This is a genomic window from Terribacillus saccharophilus, assembly GCF_046592595.1.
GTDB classification, from domain to species: domain Bacteria; phylum Bacillota; class Bacilli; order Bacillales; family Amphibacillaceae; genus Terribacillus; species Terribacillus saccharophilus_C.
Genome location: NZ_JAWVPF010000002.1, coordinates 476,482 through 494,984 on the forward strand (window position 1 = coordinate 476,482; position 18,503 = coordinate 494,984).

General features: G+C 45.0%; 19 protein-coding genes, 1 riboswitch and 1 other annotated feature. All 19 genes read right to left on the bottom strand.

The genetic code is table 11. The features are described from left to right. Window positions 1-12 precede the first annotated feature (12 nt). Window positions 13-1,365: a solute carrier family 23 protein gene (locus SFC25_RS04830; RefSeq protein ID WP_411214176.1), complete on the bottom strand. Its 1,353-nt coding sequence runs from the start codon at window positions 1,363-1,365 to the stop codon at window positions 13-15. 133 nt (window positions 1,366-1,498) lie between these two features. Next, on the bottom strand, window positions 1,499-2,044 hold the full coding sequence (gene pyrR, locus SFC25_RS04835) for a bifunctional pyr operon transcriptional regulator/uracil phosphoribosyltransferase PyrR (RefSeq protein WP_411214177.1): 546 nt from the start codon (window positions 2,042-2,044) through the stop codon (window positions 1,499-1,501). 170 nt (window positions 2,045-2,214) lie between these two features. After that, entirely contained in the window at window positions 2,215-3,126 is a 912-nt protein-coding gene (locus tag SFC25_RS04840) for an RluA family pseudouridine synthase (RefSeq protein WP_411214178.1), read from the bottom strand. Further along, window positions 3,123-3,587 (bottom strand): signal peptidase II, encoded by a 465-nt coding sequence (lspA, locus tag SFC25_RS04845; protein ID WP_411214179.1) that lies wholly within the window; start codon window positions 3,585-3,587, stop codon window positions 3,123-3,125. Before lspA ends, SFC25_RS04840 begins: the two co-directional genes overlap by 4 nt. 112 nt (window positions 3,588-3,699) lie before the next feature. After that, complete coding sequence (ileS, locus tag SFC25_RS04850) at window positions 3,700-6,453, bottom strand: isoleucine--tRNA ligase (protein WP_411214180.1); 2,754 nt, start codon at window positions 6,451-6,453, stop codon at window positions 3,700-3,702. A 62-nt stretch (window positions 6,454-6,515) separates the two neighbouring features. Continuing rightward, window positions 6,516-6,736: a binding site (T-box leader), on the bottom strand. A gap of 69 nt (window positions 6,737-6,805) precedes the next feature. Continuing rightward, window positions 6,806-7,306 carry a DivIVA domain-containing protein gene (locus tag SFC25_RS04855; protein ID WP_411214181.1) on the bottom strand — a complete coding sequence of 167 codons (501 nt, stop codon included), beginning with the start codon at window positions 7,304-7,306 and terminating at the stop codon, window positions 6,806-6,808. A gap of 72 nt (window positions 7,307-7,378) precedes the next feature. Next, window positions 7,379-8,152: a YlmH family RNA-binding protein gene (locus SFC25_RS04860; protein WP_411214182.1), complete on the bottom strand. Its 774-nt coding sequence runs from the start codon at window positions 8,150-8,152 to the stop codon at window positions 7,379-7,381. A 21-nt stretch (window positions 8,153-8,173) separates the two neighbouring features. Beyond that, window positions 8,174-8,431 (bottom strand): YggT family protein, encoded by a 258-nt coding sequence (locus SFC25_RS04865; protein ID WP_411214183.1) that lies wholly within the window; start codon window positions 8,429-8,431, stop codon window positions 8,174-8,176. A 6-nt stretch (window positions 8,432-8,437) separates the two neighbouring features. Beyond that, window positions 8,438-8,884 carry a cell division protein SepF gene (locus SFC25_RS04870; protein WP_411214184.1) on the bottom strand — a complete coding sequence of 149 codons (447 nt, stop codon included), beginning with the start codon at window positions 8,882-8,884 and terminating at the stop codon, window positions 8,438-8,440. Window positions 8,885-8,898: 14 nt separating this feature from the next. After that, a complete protein-coding gene (locus SFC25_RS04875; protein ID WP_411214185.1) occupies window positions 8,899-9,579 on the bottom strand; it encodes a YggS family pyridoxal phosphate-dependent enzyme in 681 nt (226 codons plus the stop codon). Window positions 9,580-9,581: 2 nt separating this feature from the next. Further along, complete coding sequence (gene pgeF, locus SFC25_RS04880) at window positions 9,582-10,388, bottom strand: peptidoglycan editing factor PgeF (protein ID WP_411214186.1); 807 nt, start codon at window positions 10,386-10,388, stop codon at window positions 9,582-9,584. 61 nt (window positions 10,389-10,449) lie between these two features. Further along, window positions 10,450-10,713, bottom strand: a complete 264-nt coding sequence (locus SFC25_RS04885) for a YlmC/YmxH family sporulation protein (RefSeq protein ID WP_411214187.1) — start codon at window positions 10,711-10,713, stop codon at window positions 10,450-10,452. 95 nt (window positions 10,714-10,808) lie between these two features. After that, window positions 10,809-11,591, bottom strand: coding sequence for an RNA polymerase sporulation sigma factor SigG (gene sigG / locus SFC25_RS04890; protein ID WP_095223034.1), 783 nt, complete (start codon window positions 11,589-11,591; stop codon window positions 10,809-10,811). Between the two features lie 125 nt (window positions 11,592-11,716). Beyond that, window positions 11,717-12,430 carry an RNA polymerase sporulation sigma factor SigE gene (gene sigE, locus SFC25_RS04895; RefSeq protein ID WP_411214188.1) on the bottom strand — a complete coding sequence of 238 codons (714 nt, stop codon included), beginning with the start codon at window positions 12,428-12,430 and terminating at the stop codon, window positions 11,717-11,719. Between the two features lie 23 nt (window positions 12,431-12,453). Continuing rightward, complete coding sequence (gene spoIIGA / locus SFC25_RS04900; RefSeq protein ID WP_411214189.1) at window positions 12,454-13,374, bottom strand: sigma-E processing peptidase SpoIIGA; 921 nt, start codon at window positions 13,372-13,374, stop codon at window positions 12,454-12,456. 173 nt (window positions 13,375-13,547) lie between these two features. Next, on the bottom strand, window positions 13,548-14,714 hold the full coding sequence (ftsZ, locus tag SFC25_RS04905; RefSeq protein WP_411214190.1) for a cell division protein FtsZ: 1,167 nt from the start codon (window positions 14,712-14,714) through the stop codon (window positions 13,548-13,550). Between the two features lie 58 nt (window positions 14,715-14,772). Then, window positions 14,773-16,056: a cell division protein FtsA gene (ftsA, locus tag SFC25_RS04910; protein WP_411214191.1), complete on the bottom strand. Its 1,284-nt coding sequence runs from the start codon at window positions 16,054-16,056 to the stop codon at window positions 14,773-14,775. A 233-nt stretch (window positions 16,057-16,289) separates the two neighbouring features. Then, entirely contained in the window at window positions 16,290-17,072 is a 783-nt protein-coding gene (locus SFC25_RS04915; protein ID WP_411214192.1) for a cell division protein FtsQ/DivIB, read from the bottom strand. Between the two features lie 603 nt (window positions 17,073-17,675). Continuing rightward, window positions 17,676-18,227, bottom strand: a complete 552-nt coding sequence (gene ssuE / locus SFC25_RS04920; protein WP_411214193.1) for an NADPH-dependent FMN reductase — start codon at window positions 18,225-18,227, stop codon at window positions 17,676-17,678. A gap of 92 nt (window positions 18,228-18,319) precedes the next feature. Then, a riboswitch (SAM riboswitch) is annotated at window positions 18,320-18,426 on the bottom strand. Window positions 18,427-18,503 lie beyond the last annotated feature (77 nt).

The following is an 18,503-nucleotide window of genomic DNA, read 5'->3' on the forward strand; positions in this document are numbered from 1 at the left end:
TCCTTCTCCTCCTTATTTGTCCTCGACTGTGAACAGACTGCCATTTCCAAGACCGGATTCTTTGCCCGGCAATACAAGGTTCAAGACGACACCAACTAGTGCTGCTAATGCCATGCTGTTGATTTCTAAATCTAAATCTGCAATCTGGAAGCGAAGGAAAGCTCCGCCGATTCCGATGACCAAGATGATGGAGCTGATGATCAGGTTGCGTTTATCCCCTAAATCAAGCTGGCTGTCAATCATTGTCCGCAGACCGCTTGCAGCAATGATTCCAAAGAGCATGATGCTCACACCGCCCATGACTGCCGATGGTACGGAGCTTATAAGAGCTGTGATCAAGCCTGTGAATCCGAACAATATAGCAAGTACTGCTGTACCGCCGATGACGAAAACACTGAACACTCTCGTGATCGCCAGCACCCCGATGTTTTCCCCGTACGTCGTGTTTGGCGGACCGCCAAGCAAGGAAGCGATCATCGTTGCAACTCCATCACCTGCCAGGGAAGTATGCAAACCTGGCTTGACAAGCATGTTTTGATCGACAATTTTGGATAGTGCCAGCTGGTGGCCGATATGTTCGGAAACCGTTACGACCGCGATAGGCACCATCGTGAAGAAAAGCTGCCAGCTGAATACGTCGGCGACGTTGTAATCTACAAACGGTATGGTAAAGTTCGGTACCGTGAAGATTCCGCTGAAGAATGCACCGATGCTATCTGCTGTAACAATCTGGTTCCAAGCTGCCTGTACGCCGCTTGTATCCACGATTCCCTGTGTGAGAGCGAAGATGTACCCGCCGATAATCCCTATCAAGACCGGAATCAGTCCAAGGAATCCTTTCAGGAAGATGGACGCTGCTACTGTGATTGCTAACGTGACAAGTGCGATGGTGAAGTATTTTGTGCTGTATTCCCCTGTATCTGGTGCATTCATTGCCATATCCACCGCAGTAGGTGCCAGTGCAAGACCTATAACGATGATAACTGGTCCAACCACAATTGGCGGAAGCAGTTTGATGATACTTTTCAGTCCGCCGAGACGGATGGCAATCGCAACTACGCCGTAAGCAAGCCCTGCGAAAAAGCTGCCGATCATGGCACCGCCGATGCCGGCAGTTTCAATCGCTTGCGTTATCGGATAGATAAAGGCAAAACTCGAGCCTAGATAAGCTGGCACCGTTCCTCTTGTGATCAAGATGAATGCGAGTGTGCCGACGCCGCTTGATACAAGCGCTACAGCCGGATCAAGTCCGGTCAGCGCCGGCACCAGGATAGTGGCACCGAACATTGCGAATAAATGCTGTAGGCTGAATATGATCCATTGATTCCATTTTGGTATGTCGTGTATGTTTAGTGCTGGCTTCATCTGTTTCGCTCCTCTTTTCCCCTAAAAAAAATGCCTCTTTGCGATTTTGGTCGCAAAGAGGCATACGTCTGCCACTTCTGTGGTGACGTTGTTTGCGACCTTGTAAGCCTCTCTGGACTTCCGTTAAAGGTCTTTATTCATTTTCGTAAATATCGACGCTCTCGTGATCATCGGTCTCTTCCAACTCGACGACGATGACTTCAGATTGCGAAGTAGGGATGTTCTTCCCGATATAGTCGGCCCGAATCGGCAATTCCCGATGACCCCGGTCGATCAATACTGCTAATTGGATCTGCGCCGGACGTCCCGCGTCCATGATCGCATCCATTGCAGCTCTTACCGTTCTGCCTGTGTATAATACATCATCAATTAAGATGACATTCTTATTCGTTAAGTCTGTGCCGAGTTTTACTGGCTGCACCATCGGCTCCTGATTGTCAGAAGCATGTGCCAAATCGTCTCGGTATAAGGTGATGTCCACTTCTTCGAGCGGTACCGTCACTTGTTCGATTCCTTCTATCTTCTGCTGCAGGCGTTTCGCGATGGGAACACCTCTGGTCTGGATACCGACAAGCACCAAGTCTTCTGGCCCTTTATTGCGCTCCAGGATTTCATGTGCGATTCGTGTAAGTGCACGACCAATTGCAGCCTGATCCAGCAGGGTTGCTTTTTTATTCATTTTCTTCCCACCTTCCTTTGAAGCTATGAAAAAACCCCTTATCACCATGAGGCAATAAGGGGCTTGGATACATACGTATCCCGTTCTTCTCCGCTTCCTTATCAGCCTCTCTGGACTGTCTTAAAGGTCTTATTCAACTGCATTCAGTATCGCATGTCAGAGAACGGCTGTCAAGCGTTGAACTTTAACTTGTCCAATTCCTCTTGAAATACTGCTGGTACAGGTGCTTCGAAATGCATCCAATCACCAGAAATCGGATGATTGAAGCCAAGAACCGCAGCATGCAGTGCCTGACCATCGATATCCAATGTTCTGCGCGGACCGTATTTCGGATCTCCAGCAAGCGGATAGCCGATATATTGCATATGCACGCGAATTTGATGTGTTCTGCCTGTCTCCAGCTTACATTCTATATAGGTGAATTCTTCAAAGCGTTCCAACACCTCAAAATGCGTTACTGCAGCTTTACCATTTTCAACGACAGCCATTTTTTGACGATCATTGGGGTCACGTCCAATTGGCGCTTCAATTGTGCCGAACTCATGATCGATCACACCATGGACAATGGCACGGTACTTCCGTTCAATGTCATGGTCCTTCAGCATATCCGTCAATTTTTGGTGTGCTTTATCATGCTTAGCGACTACTAATAGACCGCTTGTATCCTTATCGATACGGTGTACAATTCCAGGACGCATTGTTCCGTTAATACCGGAAAGATCTTTTAGATGGTAAAGCAGTGCGTGAACCATCGTGCCAGACTGATGGCCGTTGGAAGGATGTACGACCATTCCGCGCGGCTTGTTTACTACTGCTATATCAGCATCTTCATAAACAATTTCAAGCGGAATATTTTCTGCTTCGATTTTCAATTCTTCGGGTTCCGGAATCGACCACTCGATTACGTCCCCTTCTTGCACGGTATATTTATTCTTTACTTTTGTACCGTTCACTGTTACCAGATCTTCTTTGACCCAGCTCTGTGCCTGACTCCGGGAAACATCCTCCTGGATATCAGATAACAGCTTATCAATGCGCAAGCCCGCTTGCTCGGCTGCGACAGTATGTTCCAACTGACTCATGCTTCTTTTCTTCCTTTCTTTCGCTCATCAAGCAGCATAGCAATAATGATGAGGATTACACCTACAACCAGACAGGAATCCGCCACGTTGAAGATTGGATAATGATAGTCACCGAAACGTGTATCAACGAAATCGACGACCTCCTTGCGGAATAGACGATCGATGAAGTTGCCGATGGCTCCGCCAAGTACCAGCGAAAGTCCGGTGCCCATCAATTTGCTTTCCTTGCTATATTTCACAATATAATAGCTGACTATGACAATAACAATCGCTGTTATAAGATAGAAGAACCAAAAATGGCCTTCTAAAATCCCCCAGGCTGCTCCTCGGTTACGATGAGAAGACAAGTAAAGGAAATTATCGATGACTGGAATTGACTCTCCTTCTGTCATATTTTTCACTACTGCCAATTTCGTTAGCTGATCGATGATGATCAGAATAATCGCGATGACAAAATACATGGACTCCATTTCCCCCGTTCCATACAATCTATCTTGCATTTTACCATAATTGCGATGAAAAAGATTGTCCAGATAAAAAGAAAGCTTCGCTTTAAAGCGAAGCTTTCTCTTCTTACGCGTGATAGTGTGCTTCCACGATGCTTGCACAACGTGAACATAGCTCAGGATGCTTCTCATCCTGCCCTACTGTGTCGGAAGCAACCCAGCAGCGTTCGCAACGGTCAGCCGGATGTTTCTCAACACGGACAGCCACGTGCTCATAATCAGCAGCCTCTGCATCTGCATCCACTACATTTGCCTCAGATACAATAAGCAATTGATGCAAATTATCGATGCCTTGAAGCAACTGTTTTGTTTCATCATCTTTCGCAACGATAGTTAGTTTGGATTCCAATGATTTACCAATGACTTTCTCACTGCGGGCAATTTCCAATGCTTTCAGAACGTCATCGCGCACTTTCATGAAATGATCCCATTTTGTCAAAAGCGCATCATCATCTGCAATTGCTGCAGCTTCTGGGAAATCAGTCAGCTGTACGCTTTCTGCTTTTTCACCTGGAACATAGCTCCAAGCTTCCTCTGTTGTATGTGCAAGAATCGGTGCAAGCATTTGCAGAAGCGATTTTACGATTTCGTAATAAGCAGTCTGGATGCTGCGGCGTGCTGGATGATCAGCTGCCTCGATATAAAGGATATCTTTACCGAAATCAAGATAGAACGAACTTAGTTCTACAGAACAGAAGCTTAGGATTGCAGTATATACATCCGCAAATTCGTATTTGTCATAGCTCGCGCGTACGTGCTTAACCAAATCTGAAAGTTTTGCAAGCATGTAACGATCTACTTCCACCATATCAGCATGCGCCACGCTATCCTTAGCAGGATCGAAATCATGCAAGTTAGCTAGCAGGAAGCGGAATGTGTTCCGGATCTTACGGTAACCCTCGGATGTCTGCTTGATGATTTCATCAGAGATGCGGACATCAGATTGATAATCAACGGAAGCAACCCATAGACGGAGGATATCCGCACCGTACTGCTTCATGATTTTCGCCGGTACAACAATGTTTCCAAGCGATTTACTCATTTTCTTGCCTTTACCGTCCAATGCGAATCCGTGACTAAGGACTGCTTTGTACGGTGCTTTGCCTGTTACAGCAACAGCAGTCGTCAAAGATGAGTTGAACCAGCCGCGATATTGGTCGGAGCCTTCCAGGTAAAGGTCAGCTGGGCGCTGCAGTTCCGGACGATTCACCAGCACACCTTGGTGGGAAGAACCAGAATCGAACCATACGTCCATGATATCTGTTTCCTTCGTGAAGATACCATTTGGGCTATGCTCAGAAGTGAAGCCTTCAGGCAATAGATCTTTTGCTTCTCTTTCGAACCAGATGTTTGAGCCGTGCTCCAGGAACAGGTCGGAAACATGCTGGATTGTTTCTTCCGTGATGATCGGCTCTCCATTTTCCCCATAGAATACAGGAATCGGAACACCCCATGCACGCTGACGGGAAATACACCAGTCTTCACGATCACGGAACATGTTATAAAGACGCGTTTCGCCCCATTTCGGGAACCATTCCACTTCCTTGATCTGTTCGATGATTTGCTCACGGAATGCTTTTATGGAAGCGAACCACTGAGCTGTTGCACGATAGATGACCGGTTTCTTTGTACGCCAGTCATGCGGGTAAGAATGCGTGAAGAATTCAAGCTTCATCAACGCACCTTTTTCTTCAAGCAGTTCTGTGATTTCTTTGTTTGCCGTATCATAGAATACACCTTCAAAGCCAGGAGCTTCGCTTGTGAATACACCTTTGTCATCTAATGGGCTGATGATTGGCAATTTGTATTTTTGGCTGGCAAAGAAATCTTCTTCCCCGTGTCCAGGTGCTGTGTGTACGCAGCCTGTACCGCTGTCTGTTGTAACATGTTCGCCAAGGATGATTAAAGAATCACGGTCATAAAAAGGATGCTGTGTTGTAACATACTCCGCTTCTTTCCCTTTGAATGTTTTCAGAACTTCAGGATTGCTCCATTCAAGCGTTTCTGTAACATTGCTCAGCAGATCTTCTGCCACGACATATTTCTCGCTGCCGACTTGCGCCACCACGTATGTCACTTCTGGATGAAGAGAGATTGCGACGTTAGCAGGCAATGTCCAAGGAGTAGTCGTCCAAATGATGAATTTCTCGTCACCTTGGAACAGGTCTTTACCGTCTTTAACTTGGAAAGCCACATAGATAGATGCAGAGCGTTTGTCTTGATACTCGATTTCTGCCTCTGCCAAAGCAGATTCAGAAGATGGAGACCAGTATACTGGCTTCATGCCTTTATAGATATAGCCGCGTTCTGCCATTTCGCCGAAAACTTTGATCTGTGCTGCTTCATAATCTTTTGTCAGGGTGATATAAGGATTATCCCAATCACCGCGAACACCTAGCTGCTTGAACTGCGTACGCTGATTATTGATCTGCTGCATTGCGTATTCTGCACAAAGACGGCGGAATTCCGCAACTGTCATTTTCTTGCGGTCAACCTTTTTCTTCGTAAGCGCCTGCTCAATCGGCAGTCCGTGTGTATCCCAGCCTGGAACATATGGTGCATGGAAGCCGGACATTGATTTATAGCGAACGATAAAGTCCTTTAATACTTTGTTAAGCGCATGGCCCATATGAAGGTCACCATTGGCGTATGGAGGTCCGTCATGCAATACGAAGAGCGGACGCCCTTCCGTTCTTTCCTGCACTTTTTTGTAGATATTTTGTTCTTCCCATTCCTGCTGCATCTTTGGTTCTTTGTTCGGCAGGTTGCCGCGCATCGGGAAAGCCGTTTCCGGCATCAGCAGTGTTTCTTTGTAATCCAATGTTTTTTCCTCCTTATGATGACCGATAAAATTGGGCAAAAAAAGGAGTCCCTCATCATCCCAGAAGGGACGAGAGAGACTCGCGGTACCACCCTTATAGACAGACTAGTAACATCTATCCACTCAAATTCGTAACGTGAATGAGACGTCCATTTCTACTGCTTGCGGTTCGAATGGAAACTAGCGGGTGATGTTCGAAAGAAATACCGTACCAGGCTCTCACCTTCCCTGGCTCGCTTTGAAAGCGGTATGGACTTCCTACTGTCCCGATCACAGTCTTTATATCATGGTCATGTTGTTTGCTAATAATAGTAAAATTATATGTAAGTTTACGAAAAACGTCAAGCGGACTTTATTCCGCCTTCTCTTCCTCAGGCTCATACGCTACCTCTGTGGCGAATAAACCATCCCAATCATCCGTATCAATCATCTCAAGCTGTGCTTCTACAAGCATCTTCAGACGGGTACGGAATACTTTTGCCTGTTTTTTAAGGTCCTCGACTTCCAAAGCGATCTGGCGGGACTTCGTGAGGGACTCGTTGATGATACGGTCAGCATTCTTCTCCGCTTCCTTGATGATCAGCTTGGACTCCTTCAAAGCATTGCCTTTCACTTCTTCAGCTGTCTCCTGCGCAACTAGGATCGACTTATTCAGTGTCGTTTCAATATTGTTGAAATGACCAAGTCGTTCTTCGAGCTGCTGCACACGCTCTTCTAAATCCTTCTTCTCACGGATGATGATCTCATAATCCTTGATCACCCTGTCGAGGAAGTCGTTCACATCATCTTCATCATAACCGCGGAATCCGCGGGCGAACTCCTTATTGTGAATATCCAAAGGTGTTAATGGCACGACGGCCACCTCCTGTTAAAGAATCTATAATAGCTGTTATTCGACAAAGATAGCATAAAATAACCGTTACGGCTACTTTAATTTTTTCAATGTAATGCGCAGCTTGTCCTTCTTTGTTGTACCCTTTACTTCTGCAAGCTTGCCCCTGCCCTTGCCTCGCAGGGACAGGAGATCTCCCTCAGCCAGTTGGAAGCTGACATCCTCGACTGTCTTGAAATTCACTTTGACAAGCCCTTTTTGGATACGCTCAGCCGCTTGCTGTCGTGACATACGGTAGAGCTCCTTTATGATTGCATCCAGTCTAAGCGAGGAAACAGTAGTTTCACTCGTGACCCATTCCACCTCTTCAGGGCTGAACCGATCAGGATCTACTGATTCCCACGATACTTTGGCTCTTTTGACTTCGACTAAATTCGCACGTATGTATGCAGCGATGTCTGATGTAGTAAAAAGCTGAATCACGCCTTCTCCCACACTGATATCTCCCAACTTTTTACGGTCGATCCCAAGGGAAAGAAAAGATCCCATTACATCACGATGCTCAAGTGTAACAAACTTATCAGGATAAGCTGCTTCTAGAAGCTCGATACTAAAGTCCTCAGGTGTTATCGAATCATAAAACGGAGCGATGATCCCCCGCTTTCTTTCTGCTTTCTCTGTTCCGCCTGAAAAAGCCCATTGCAGCTCCGTCTGCCCGCCCAATAGCTGCTGGAAGATAAGCTGTTCCCGGGGGTCCAGGAAATCGGTCACCCGGGGCTGGTATTGACGCTCTACTTGTTCCATCCAGGAAAGGATCTGGTCAATGAAAGGACGTTCTTCTTCCCGGTAATGCTGATAGATACTCACGCTGCGTTGTACACCTCATCATTAAAAAATCATAAAGTAAATCGTTCTTACGCCACTCTCCGCCAAGCGCAAAACAATAATCCCGACGATTGGGGACAAGTCGATCATTCCAAGCGGCGGAATAAAGCGTCGAAATACTTCTAAATATGGTTCACAAATCCTGCCTAGCATTTCGCCGAACGCTGACTGCCTGGCTCCAGGGAACCAAGACATAAGGATATAAATGATCAGCGCAAAGGAATATACTGTGAAAGCTGTACTAATTATGCTCAAAAGCATCTGCCTCTACCACCTCTTATTATAATCATCCTGCTCTTCTATCATATCGGATATACTGCCGGTTAATTCAATATTATCCGGCGCACACAGGAAGGTCTGGCTGCCCAGCTTCTGGATATCGCCATTGACCGCGTAGACGGTACCACTAAGAAAATCAACGATGCGCTTAGCTTGATGATGATCAACCCGCTGCAAATTCAGCACTACTGCTCTTCTGTTCACCACATGATCAGCAATTTCCTGTGCTTCGTTGTATGTCCTTGGTTCACAAAGCACGACTTTGGAAGAGGATTGGACGCTTTTCAAGCTGACAACATTCTGATTTTGGTTCCGCTCCCGCCCGCTAGGCTGATACGGTTCGATTTCTTCTTGCTCGTTCGGCTGTTCTTCGACGTATTCATATTCTTCATCATCTACAGTAAAGAAATTTCTCATCTTATTTTTGAAACTCATTTTCTTCACCTCGCTCATTTATATGGACCTACAAGTGCAGAGCCGACCCGGATATGGGTCGCTCCTTCTTCTATCGCGATTGTGTAGTCATTACTCATTCCCATGGATAAGAATGTACAAGGTGCATGCAGCATACCTGCAGCTGCCACTTCATCCCGAAGCTGCCTCAATCCGCTGAACACACTGCGGAGTACATCTTCCTTCTCTGTATGTGGTGCCATTGTCATCAGGCCGACAACTTCAATTGCCGGATATTCCGCAAGCTGCTTGATAAAGTTAAGCGTTTCATCAGGTGATAGACCTGATTTAGTAGCTTCTCCGCTCACATTAACCTGAACAAAGCATTTAACCTTCTTTGCTGCCCGCTTTTGAATTTCCTTTGCAAGCGACAGCCTGTCTAATGCATGCAGATAGTCCACCTGATTTATGACATCTTTTACTTTTCTTGTTTGCAGACTTCCGATGAAATGCCATACAGCTTTTTCACCGATTATTGCCTGCTTCTCAAGGAAACCCTCGATCCGATTCTCTCCTAAATCGACAATACCGGCATCGACAGCTTCTTCTGTTCGTTCAATTGTAACATATTTCGTAACGGCAAGGAGTGTTATATCCTCGGAATTTCGGCCTGATTTAGACGCTGCCGAGCTAATATCCTCCTTGATCTGTGCCAGGTTCTCTTGTACTGTATTCATGCTTACTCCTCTTTCATCCCGATAAAACCGATCATCCTGCCGGTTTTTCCTTGATCTTCCCTATGCGAATAGAATTCAGGGGAATCGTATGTACAATATGCTACAGTAAATATGTTTTCATCCTGAATTCCTGCTTGCAGCATATACAGTCGATTAAGCTCCTGCAAATCAAGATGGTATCGGTCTGATCCGCTTGGTTGCAGCACTTTATCCCGGAATTCCTCAGGTATCTGCTGTACAATATAATCGTCCACTTCGTACCTTTTTTTTGATATACATGGTCCGATAATCGCTTGCATACTGTTCTTATTTGCTCCATTTGCACAAAGAGCTTCAATCATTTTCCCTGCCATATTAGCGACAGTTCCACGCCAGCCAGCGTGTGCCATCCCTACCCACTCACTAGTGCTGTCGTAAAAATAAAGAGGCACGCAGTCTGCAAAAAAAGCAGCCAGGAGCATGCCTTTTTCATTGGTAATCAGACCATCGACCGACGGGAGGCTGTCAGCTAGTACCCGGCTTCCGCGACCAGCTTCATTTTTTGTGACGACTGCAATTTCTGTTCCGTGGACTTGCTCTCCTAGAACCCATCTTTCCAAAGGGAACTCGATAGCATCGGCAAGAAGCTCACGGTTCCGGACGACATCCTCTGGCACATCGCCAACATGCAGCCCCATATTCAGACTATCAAAAGGTGCCTTGCTCACACCATTGTATTTTGTTGTAATCCCGCTGATGATGCCCTCAGGAGCTGACCATCCGCCAAGCTCCATATACATCCCCTTTAGGTTGGAAGCTGTTGCTCTCATATGGTACCCACTCCTCTAATTGCTTTTATAGTACCATATTTCTGCTTGTTTCTGAACAAGATTACTTGCTTGCTTCTTCTGTAACAGGAGCTTGTTCAGGGCTTTTGATCAAGATGACATCTGTTCCGATCGTGATGATCTGATTCCATGGAACGACTAATTCCTCTTCCTTCCCAAACAGACCCATCATTTTTCCCCGAAGTGTCACGATAATTGCTGATATATGCCCATTTTGTTCATTGATTTCCAAATCGGACACATTTCCTACTTTTTTCCCATTCTCCATCAGAACAATATCCTTCATTTGCAATTCGGTTAGCGTCATCAATACCTGTCCCCTTTGCTGTTTTCTTCTAGTCTATGCGGCCAAGCTCAGGAATTAGTATGCAAACAAAAAAAAGACACCTGGGTCAGGTGTCTTTACTCGAACATTTGTTTATTCATTTCTTCTATCGCTGCTTTTTCCAACCGCGATACTTGCGCTTGGGAGATACCGATTTCGTCTGCGACTTCCATCTGTGTCTTACCTTGGAAGAAACGTTTATTCAGTATCATTTTCTCCCGTTCATTTAAACGATGCATGCCCTCTTTCAGGGAAAGGTTATCCAGCCAGTTAGCATCATTCTCTGACTCACTGCGAAGCTGATCCAAAACGAATATCGGATCACCACCATCATTGTAAATCGGTTCGAACAACGAAACCGGATCTTGGATGGCATCCATTGCAAAAGTTATATCAGAAGGCTGGACGCCAAGCTCGGCAGCAATCTCTGCTGTTGTCGGATCCTTGGATGTCTTCGCAATCAATTGTTCTCGTACTTGCAAAGCTTTGTATGCCGTATCACGCAAGGAACGAGATACACGAATCGGATTATTGTCTCTTAAATAGCGGCGGATTTCGCCAATGATCATCGGCACTGCGTATGTAGAAAAACGCACATTATGCTTCAAATCGAAATTATCAATGGATTTCATTAGTCCGATACAGCCTACTTGAAAAAGATCGTCGACATATTCTCCTCTGTTATTGAAGCGCTGAATAACACTGAGCACGAGTCGGAGATTGCCATTGACGAGTTCTTCCCGGGCTGAAATGTCGTCTTCTTGCTGCATGCGGATGAATAGCTTTTTCATTTCCTCATTTTTGAGTACTGGCAGTTTTGAAGTATCTACTCCACATATTTCAACTTTCTGTCTCGACATGTTACTTGACCTCCCGAATGAAGATACGATGCAAGCACAGTATCTCCCCGCGGGAAATTTTTTATGCAAAGACAAAAAGTGCCTGACCTTGTCCAATAGAGGACAAATACAGGCACCAGTAAGGCTTAAAGCATTTTATTAAATTCTTTTTGCAATCTGCGTATAATTTTCTTTTCCAGACGGGAAATGTAGGATTGAGAGATGCCAAGCATATCAGCCACATCTTTTTGCGTTTTCTCTTCCTGACCGATAAGTCCAAAGCGCAGTTCCATGATTTGTTTTTCTCTATCGTTAAGCTGTTCCAAGGCTTTTTTTAATAGGTTCTTATCTACATTTTTCTCGATATCCTTCGTTATGATATCATCATCTGTTCCTAGAACATCTGACAAGAGCAGTTCATTGCCGTCCCAATCAATATTGAGCGGTTCATCAAAACTTATTTCGGACTTCAGTTTGCTATTCCGGCGCAAATACATGAGGATTTCATTTTCAATACAGCGGGAAGCGTATGTTGCAAGCTTGATTTTCTTCTCTGGATTGAAAGTGTTTACTGCCTTGATTAGACCTATTGTTCCAATACTGATTAAATCTTCTATATTGATGCCCGTGTTTTCAAACTTCCTTGCGATATACACTACCAGGCGAAGATTGCGCTCGATAAGCATCGCTCTTGCCGATTTGTCGCCTGTTGGCAGGAGCTGTAACAGCTTGAACTCCTCTTCCTTTGATAGGGGAGGAGGCAGGGCCTCGCTGCCGCCGATATAGTAGATTTCTTTCCGCTTGATCTTTAGCTTGACGAGAATCTTATACCACCATAATTTCAGCTTCCATGCTTTCATTATTCTGTTTATCTCCCTTCTCCTTAGCCTGCTTGTGTGCTGGCATCATGTACAAGTGACGGATGAAGCAGACAGTGATAGCGATGATCTGCAGTAAGATTGCCGAATTGAATCCCAATCCAGACCCGGTCTGTTTCGATAGGGTTTTGGCCCATTTCAATCAAAATACTATCTGGCTTTAATACCAGCATAAGAGCTCCTTCCCCATTCACGCCCTGATATGGAACAACAGAAAAATCATAAGGCCAATTCTGCGGCAGCAAATCCAAGTCTAAATCAGTGTTAGCATGAGTAAGCAGCTGCCAATCTTCTTCCGTGAACCAATTCCGCAAAAAGTGTTGATCACAGATTACGACAGGTCGTTTCGTTAACGGGTCGGATAGGTGATTCCCGCTATCGATAAATCCGTCTGTTTTATGTGAAATGCCATTGATGCTCACTTGAACGGTGTACAGCTGATCATAGCGAAATTGTTCAAAACGCTGCTTGTCCATTCTGCTCTTAGTAAAATACAAAGAAATTGGAAACATAATGGCTACGAAGAGCCAGCTGACGTGATCACCATATCCTGTGCTTACAGTCAAGAACGAAGCAGGAGTGAATGCAGCTTGTGTCTGCAGCATATAATGGATGGCGAATAGACTGCCGCCTGCAGCGAACGTTATAAAATAAAAAAGCAGCAGCATCTTAAGAAAGCGGGTGACAGAGCGGAATCCGAAAGCTGTCCAGATGATCAGCATGGAGAAGAGTACTTTACCCGCTGGATGGGCAAGAAAGCTCTCCGGAAAATAGACTGTTACTGGAACAATGAGTGAAGCTACAATGGCGCCTGCAAATATACGAAGCTTAGGTACTTGCAGTCTTGCAATGGCTTGCGTACATAATAGCAGCAGCCAGTCCAAAAAAAGATTAAGTGTCCAGACTGCATCCAGATAGATTGTCACGTCAGCTATCCCCTTCTTCTTTAATAGATGAAGCTAGTATAACGGAGCACCGATTCAAATACTGTCAGTTTATGCACGCAGCAGCGCACTATTTTTATGTATTTTCCGCCTAATTTGTCTAACATTTCTTGGCATAAAAAAAAGGATAGCATCATAGGATGCTATCCTTTTACTTATTTTCTGCGGTTGCGATTACGTAGGAATGTCGGGATATCCAATGTATCCTCTTCCTGCTTGCGCGGCTGCTGTTGTGGAGATGGTGTTTCCCGGCGCAGTTCTTCCCGCTCTCTTCTTCTTTCAGAAGTTGCCGGCTGCTGCGTCTCCCGAGCTTCCTTCTCTGCCGGACGTGCTTTCGGGCGGGGAGCATTCATAGCTTGCTGGATTTGAGCTTCATCGAACCCTGTCGCAATGACAGTAACTACGATTTCATCTTTCAAATCTTCATTGATAACGGAACCGAAGATTACATTCACTTCCTGGTCAGCCGCACTCGTTACAATATCAGCCGCTTCCTGTACTTCGTACAGGCTCAAGTTCGTACCACCGGAGATGTTCATAAGAACGCCATGTGCTCCATCAATAGAAGTCTCTAGCAATGGAGAGCTGATGGCTTTCTTCGCGGCCTCAGTTGCACGATTTTCACCAGTTGCAATACCGATACCCATAAGTGCTGATCCTTTATCAGCCATGATCGTTTTCACGTCAGCAAAGTCGACGTTGATCAGACCAGGGACAGCAATCAACTCGGAAATACCTTGTACACCTTGACGAAGGACATTATCCGCTTCACGGAATGCCTCAAGCATTGGTGTGTTTTTATCAACGATTTCAAGCAAGCGGTCATTCGGGATAACGATAAGTGTATCTACGCTGCCCTTTAGTGCATCTGTTCCAGCTAGTGCCTGTGTCTGACGTTTACGACCCTCGAATGAGAAAGGACGTGTAACGATACCGACTGTCAGAGCGCCAAGCTCTTTGGCAATCTGCGCGATAACTGGTGCAGCACCTGTACCAGTTCCGCCTCCCATACCAGCTGTGACGAATACCATGTCAGCTCCTTGAAGAACTTCCTGGATTTGTTCTTTGCTTTCTTCTGCTGCTTTGCGACCTACTTCCGGGTTGGCACCAGCACCAAGACCGCGTGTCAATTTCGCACCAATTTGCATTTTGACATCTGCTTTTGATAGATTCAAAGCCTGTGAATCTGTGTTCACTGCAATGAAGTCCACGCCTTGGACGCCATGTTCGATCATTCGGTTGACGGCGTTGCTTCCGCCTCCGCCGACGCCGATGACTTTTATCGTCGCTAATGTTTCCATATTTGTGTCAAACTCTAACATCTTAACGTCCTCCTATTTACAAACCGTCGCATCCAACAATCGAGCTGACGTGTCTGTCTTAATCGAAAAAGTACTTGAACAGGTTAGCAATACCTGATTCTTTCTTTTTTTCTTCGCCTTTTTTCTTTTCTGATTTAGCAGGTTTTGCCGGTCTTCTTTCCGGCTCCTCGAAGTCTCCCTCTGTTACAGCAGAGAAGATCTCCTTACCTTGTATTCTCGCATTCCGATAGGCAAATTGCAAGATTCCAACGGCGCTTGTAAACTGTGGTTCCCGCACTCCCAGATAATCCGGAATCGCAAGTCTCACATTTGCTTGGAAGCAGTCCTGTGCAAGTTCAAGCATACCTGGCATCATGGATGTTCCGCCGGTGAGGACATAGCCGCCCGGAAGTTCCGGGAAGCCCATACGCTTGATTTCACTGTCTGCATATGCAAATATCTCCTCAACACGGGCTTCTACGATATCTGCGACATCAAGCTGGGAGAAGCTTTGCTTCTTGTTGCTGCCAATAATGGAAGCTTCGAAAGTTTCTTCCTCCCTGGCATCATCGTAGAAAGCATGTCCATATCCAATTTTGATTTCTTCCGCTTGTTCGGAGGAAGTCTTCAGTCCGATGGATATATCCTTGCTGATATTCTCGCCGCCAAGAGGAACAACACTAGTCGCCATAAGCTGACCATTGCCAAACACAGAGACAGTCGTATTGCCTCCGCCGATGTCAATCAGTCCGACACCAAGGTTCTTTTCATCCTCAGAAAGGGCGACAGCCCCTGCAGCAAGTGGCTGCAGACATATATCCATCACTTCTAAGTTGGCTCTCTCGACGCATTTCAATAGATTATGTAAGACTGTGCGGGAACAAGTAATGATTGTCCCTTCCATTTCTAATCGTACACCGATCATGCCGCGTGGGTCATTGATACCATCCAATCCATCTACGATGAACTGTTTCGGAACCACATCGACTATCTCGCGTTCAGGCGGAATGGATACTACTTGTGCTGCATCGATTACACGTGCAATATCCTCGTCGTCTATTTCTCTGGTTTCACTGGATACTGCCACCACTCCATGACACGGATGCAGCTGGATCTGGTTCCCATTGACACCGACGACTACACGTTCGATCTGCATACCGACCATCCGCTCTGCTTGTTCTACAGCACTGCGAATCGATTGGACCGTTTGGTCTATATCGACGATGGCGCCTTTTTTCAGGCCTTTTGATTTTGCCGTACCGACACCGATTATATTAAGGGAATCTTGAAATACTTCCCCGATAATCACTTTAATATTTGATGTTCCTACATCTAAGCTGACTAAAATTTCACTGTTGTTCACGTAAGGCACCTCCTAATCCTAGAGACATGTCGCCCAGCATTGTTTTTACATTTTTCGTTTCATAATTAACATTTGTATTGAGACACGCATAATTATAACAAATTTCACGAGAAATTTTGCCTAAAAAACGACATTCTGTAAGAATTTAGCCTAATATACTCGTATTTGATTCGACTATACCGCATATAGCCCGTTTATTCTACATAAACTGACAAAATATCATGAATTTCTGCTTACTGGCCTTCTTCTTGTTCGCTGGCTTCTTTTTTCTTCTCGGCAGGCTCGAAATAGGTTCCTACTCCCATATGAAGCACACCATCCACTTCTGGGTCCAGCTGCGCCGCAATACTCGGATATGCCTCCATATTCGTAGCGAAAGTGCGGATCGTTCCTTGCACTTCCCTGCCGTCATTCATGAATAACTGGATGACAAATTGGTTGTCATCAGTCGGTTTGTAATGTATCTCTGATATGAGACCAGTAATAGATGCTGGCAGCTGCTCAAGCTCTTCTGCCATCTCTTTCAGATACTTATCATCAGAAAAACCATAGAGTGTCGGGGCATCGGATTTTGGCTGCTCCCATTTCTTTTCAGAAATACTGCCATTGCTAAGCAGCGCCCGATAGCTGTTATCCTGCTGCAGATACCCTACTCTGCCTAGCTCCGTCACCTTGATGGTAACAGTAGCCGGGAAGCCTCTGCTTATTGATACCTTTTCGACCTCTTCGTTTTCTTCTATCTGTTTGATTGCTTGATCCTTATCAATTCGCCACATATTATCTGAAGTAGTCAATCCGCTGCTTTGAATAATAGTTTCTTTAGGCAGAAATTCGTTTCCTTCCACTTCAAGACGGTGGATATTGCTTAATGGCGATTGTAAATACACAATGATGAAGATCAGTACGAAGAAAATAGACAAGTAGAAAACAAGTCGTCTATTCGCTTTTTTCTTTCTCGCTTGTTTTAATTTCGGGATACGGTCCTCGATGGAAACAATTTTCTTTTTTTCGCTCATTGCCTCTTCTTCCTATGCTGTACAGTCGAAAAAACTGCTTGTATTGTAATTATAAAATTATAACACATTCATATAGCGGAAGTAGTCAGTAACCAACAAATTGTAAATAATCCGCCTTCTAAAAAGGTTTCTTTACCTAATTACATAAGAAGCCGCCAATTTCCTTCTTCAATGGGGCAAGAAATGAAAACTTCTAACCATCTTCTTTTTCTTTCATTCTTTCTCTTCTATTATTCTCTCCCATTCTACCATTACATTCGTTCTATTGTACTTGGTTTTGTCGGTCAAGTCTTATTTTTTGCAGCGGTAAAAATATCCATCTCTTTGTTCACTCCAATGCTGACGTACAGCTAATAGTTTGAATGCGGTTTAGCGTGATTGTGTCATGTTATGTATGAATAAAACCTGAAGAATCGCAGTACAGAAAAAAGAAACCTCCTCTCAAGAGGTTTCTTTCCTCAAATGATTTGCGATACCTAATAAACAGCTGTTTATGATTACAATAGGCAGGGCTTTGGGAAAGCCTAATGTTCATACCCGGTTTTGAAAACAGTTAAACCGCTTCAGCATACTATGTCTGTAAGCATTATTTGTGGGCTGTATTCATTTTACCGCGCTGGCAGCGTGATTGCGTCGAATCGCTTCTATAAACTGATTTGTCTGTGTGTTAATTCTTGCAGCGGTTTCTTCGTCTGCCACTGGCTGATCCAAGTTCTCCTTGTTGATATGGTGGTCGCATAAATATACTCCCTGTAAAGGCTCTCCCTTTAAATTCGCTATTAACGGCTTCAATGCGTAATCTATCGCTAGCAGATGGGCCGGACTGCCACCTGTCATGATAGGAAGTACCGGCTTATACTTAAACGCGTCCTGAGGCAGCAAATCAAGTAAGGCTTTTAATACACCTGTGTATGCTGCCTTATATACAGGAGAAGCAACAATTAATCCTTTGGCACCGTTGATAGCTTTGCCAGCTTCCACAATAGCCGGACTATCAAACCTTGCATAAATCAGGTCCTCTGGAGCAAAATCGGTAACACTGATTTCCTTAACGCTAAGGCCTTGCTCCGCAGCCAATTTACCGGCATAGTTAGCTGCCAGCTGCGATCGGGAATGTTTGGATGGACTTCCTGATATAACAATAATATCTGTCAATTTGTCATGTCTCCTTTTTTTCTGTGAAAGAGTGAATAAACGAAAAAAGCTCTCTTTCCCGGAGAAAAGAGAGCTTGGTACAATCGCCCGCACTCTTATCTTCCAAGAAATTAATCTTGCTGGATTTAGCACCTTTCTGACATTGTCAGAGGTTGCTGAAGCTTCAAAGGGCCAGTCCCTCGGCTTCTCTTGATAAGAACTGTATGAAATTGTCTACAATAATACGGGTATCATATAAAAAAGTCAACAATAATTATCTAAAAACTTTAAATATGA

Bases quoted from the DNA above. Each gene is read 5' to 3' on its own strand.
- pyrR (WP_411214177.1), bottom strand. From the start codon at position 2,044: ATGAATAAAAAAGCAACCCTGCTGGATCAGGCTGCAATTGGTCGTGCA.
- ftsZ (WP_411214190.1), bottom strand. From the start codon at position 14,714: ATGTTAGAGTTTGACACAAATATGGAAACATTAGCGACGATAAAAGTC.
- sigG (WP_095223034.1), bottom strand. From the start codon at position 11,591: ATGTCGAGACAGAAAGTTGAAATATGTGGAGTAGATACTTCAAAACTG.
- sigE (WP_411214188.1), bottom strand. From the start codon at position 12,430: ATGAAAGCATGGAAGCTGAAATTATGGTGGTATAAGATTCTCGTCAAG.
- SFC25_RS04840 (WP_411214178.1), bottom strand. From the start codon at position 3,126: ATGAGTCAGTTGGAACATACTGTCGCAGCCGAGCAAGCGGGCTTGCGC.
- SFC25_RS04830 (WP_411214176.1), bottom strand. From the start codon at position 1,365: ATGAAGCCAGCACTAAACATACACGACATACCAAAATGGAATCAATGG.
- pgeF (WP_411214186.1), bottom strand. From the start codon at position 10,388: ATGAGAGCAACAGCTTCCAACCTAAAGGGGATGTATATGGAGCTTGGC.
- SFC25_RS04875 (WP_411214185.1), bottom strand. From the start codon at position 9,579: ATGAATACAGTACAAGAGAACCTGGCACAGATCAAGGAGGATATTAGC.
- lspA (WP_411214179.1), bottom strand. From the start codon at position 3,587: ATGTATTTTGTCATCGCGATTATTCTGATCATCATCGATCAGCTAACG.
- SFC25_RS04870 (WP_411214184.1), bottom strand. From the start codon at position 8,884: ATGAGTTTCAAAAATAAGATGAGAAATTTCTTTACTGTAGATGATGAA.
- SFC25_RS04865 (WP_411214183.1), bottom strand. From the start codon at position 8,431: ATGCTTTTGAGCATAATTAGTACAGCTTTCACAGTATATTCCTTTGCG.
- SFC25_RS04915 (WP_411214192.1), bottom strand. From the start codon at position 17,072: ATGAGCGAAAAAAAGAAAATTGTTTCCATCGAGGACCGTATCCCGAAA.
- SFC25_RS04885 (WP_411214187.1), bottom strand. From the start codon at position 10,713: ATGACGCTAACCGAATTGCAAATGAAGGATATTGTTCTGATGGAGAAT.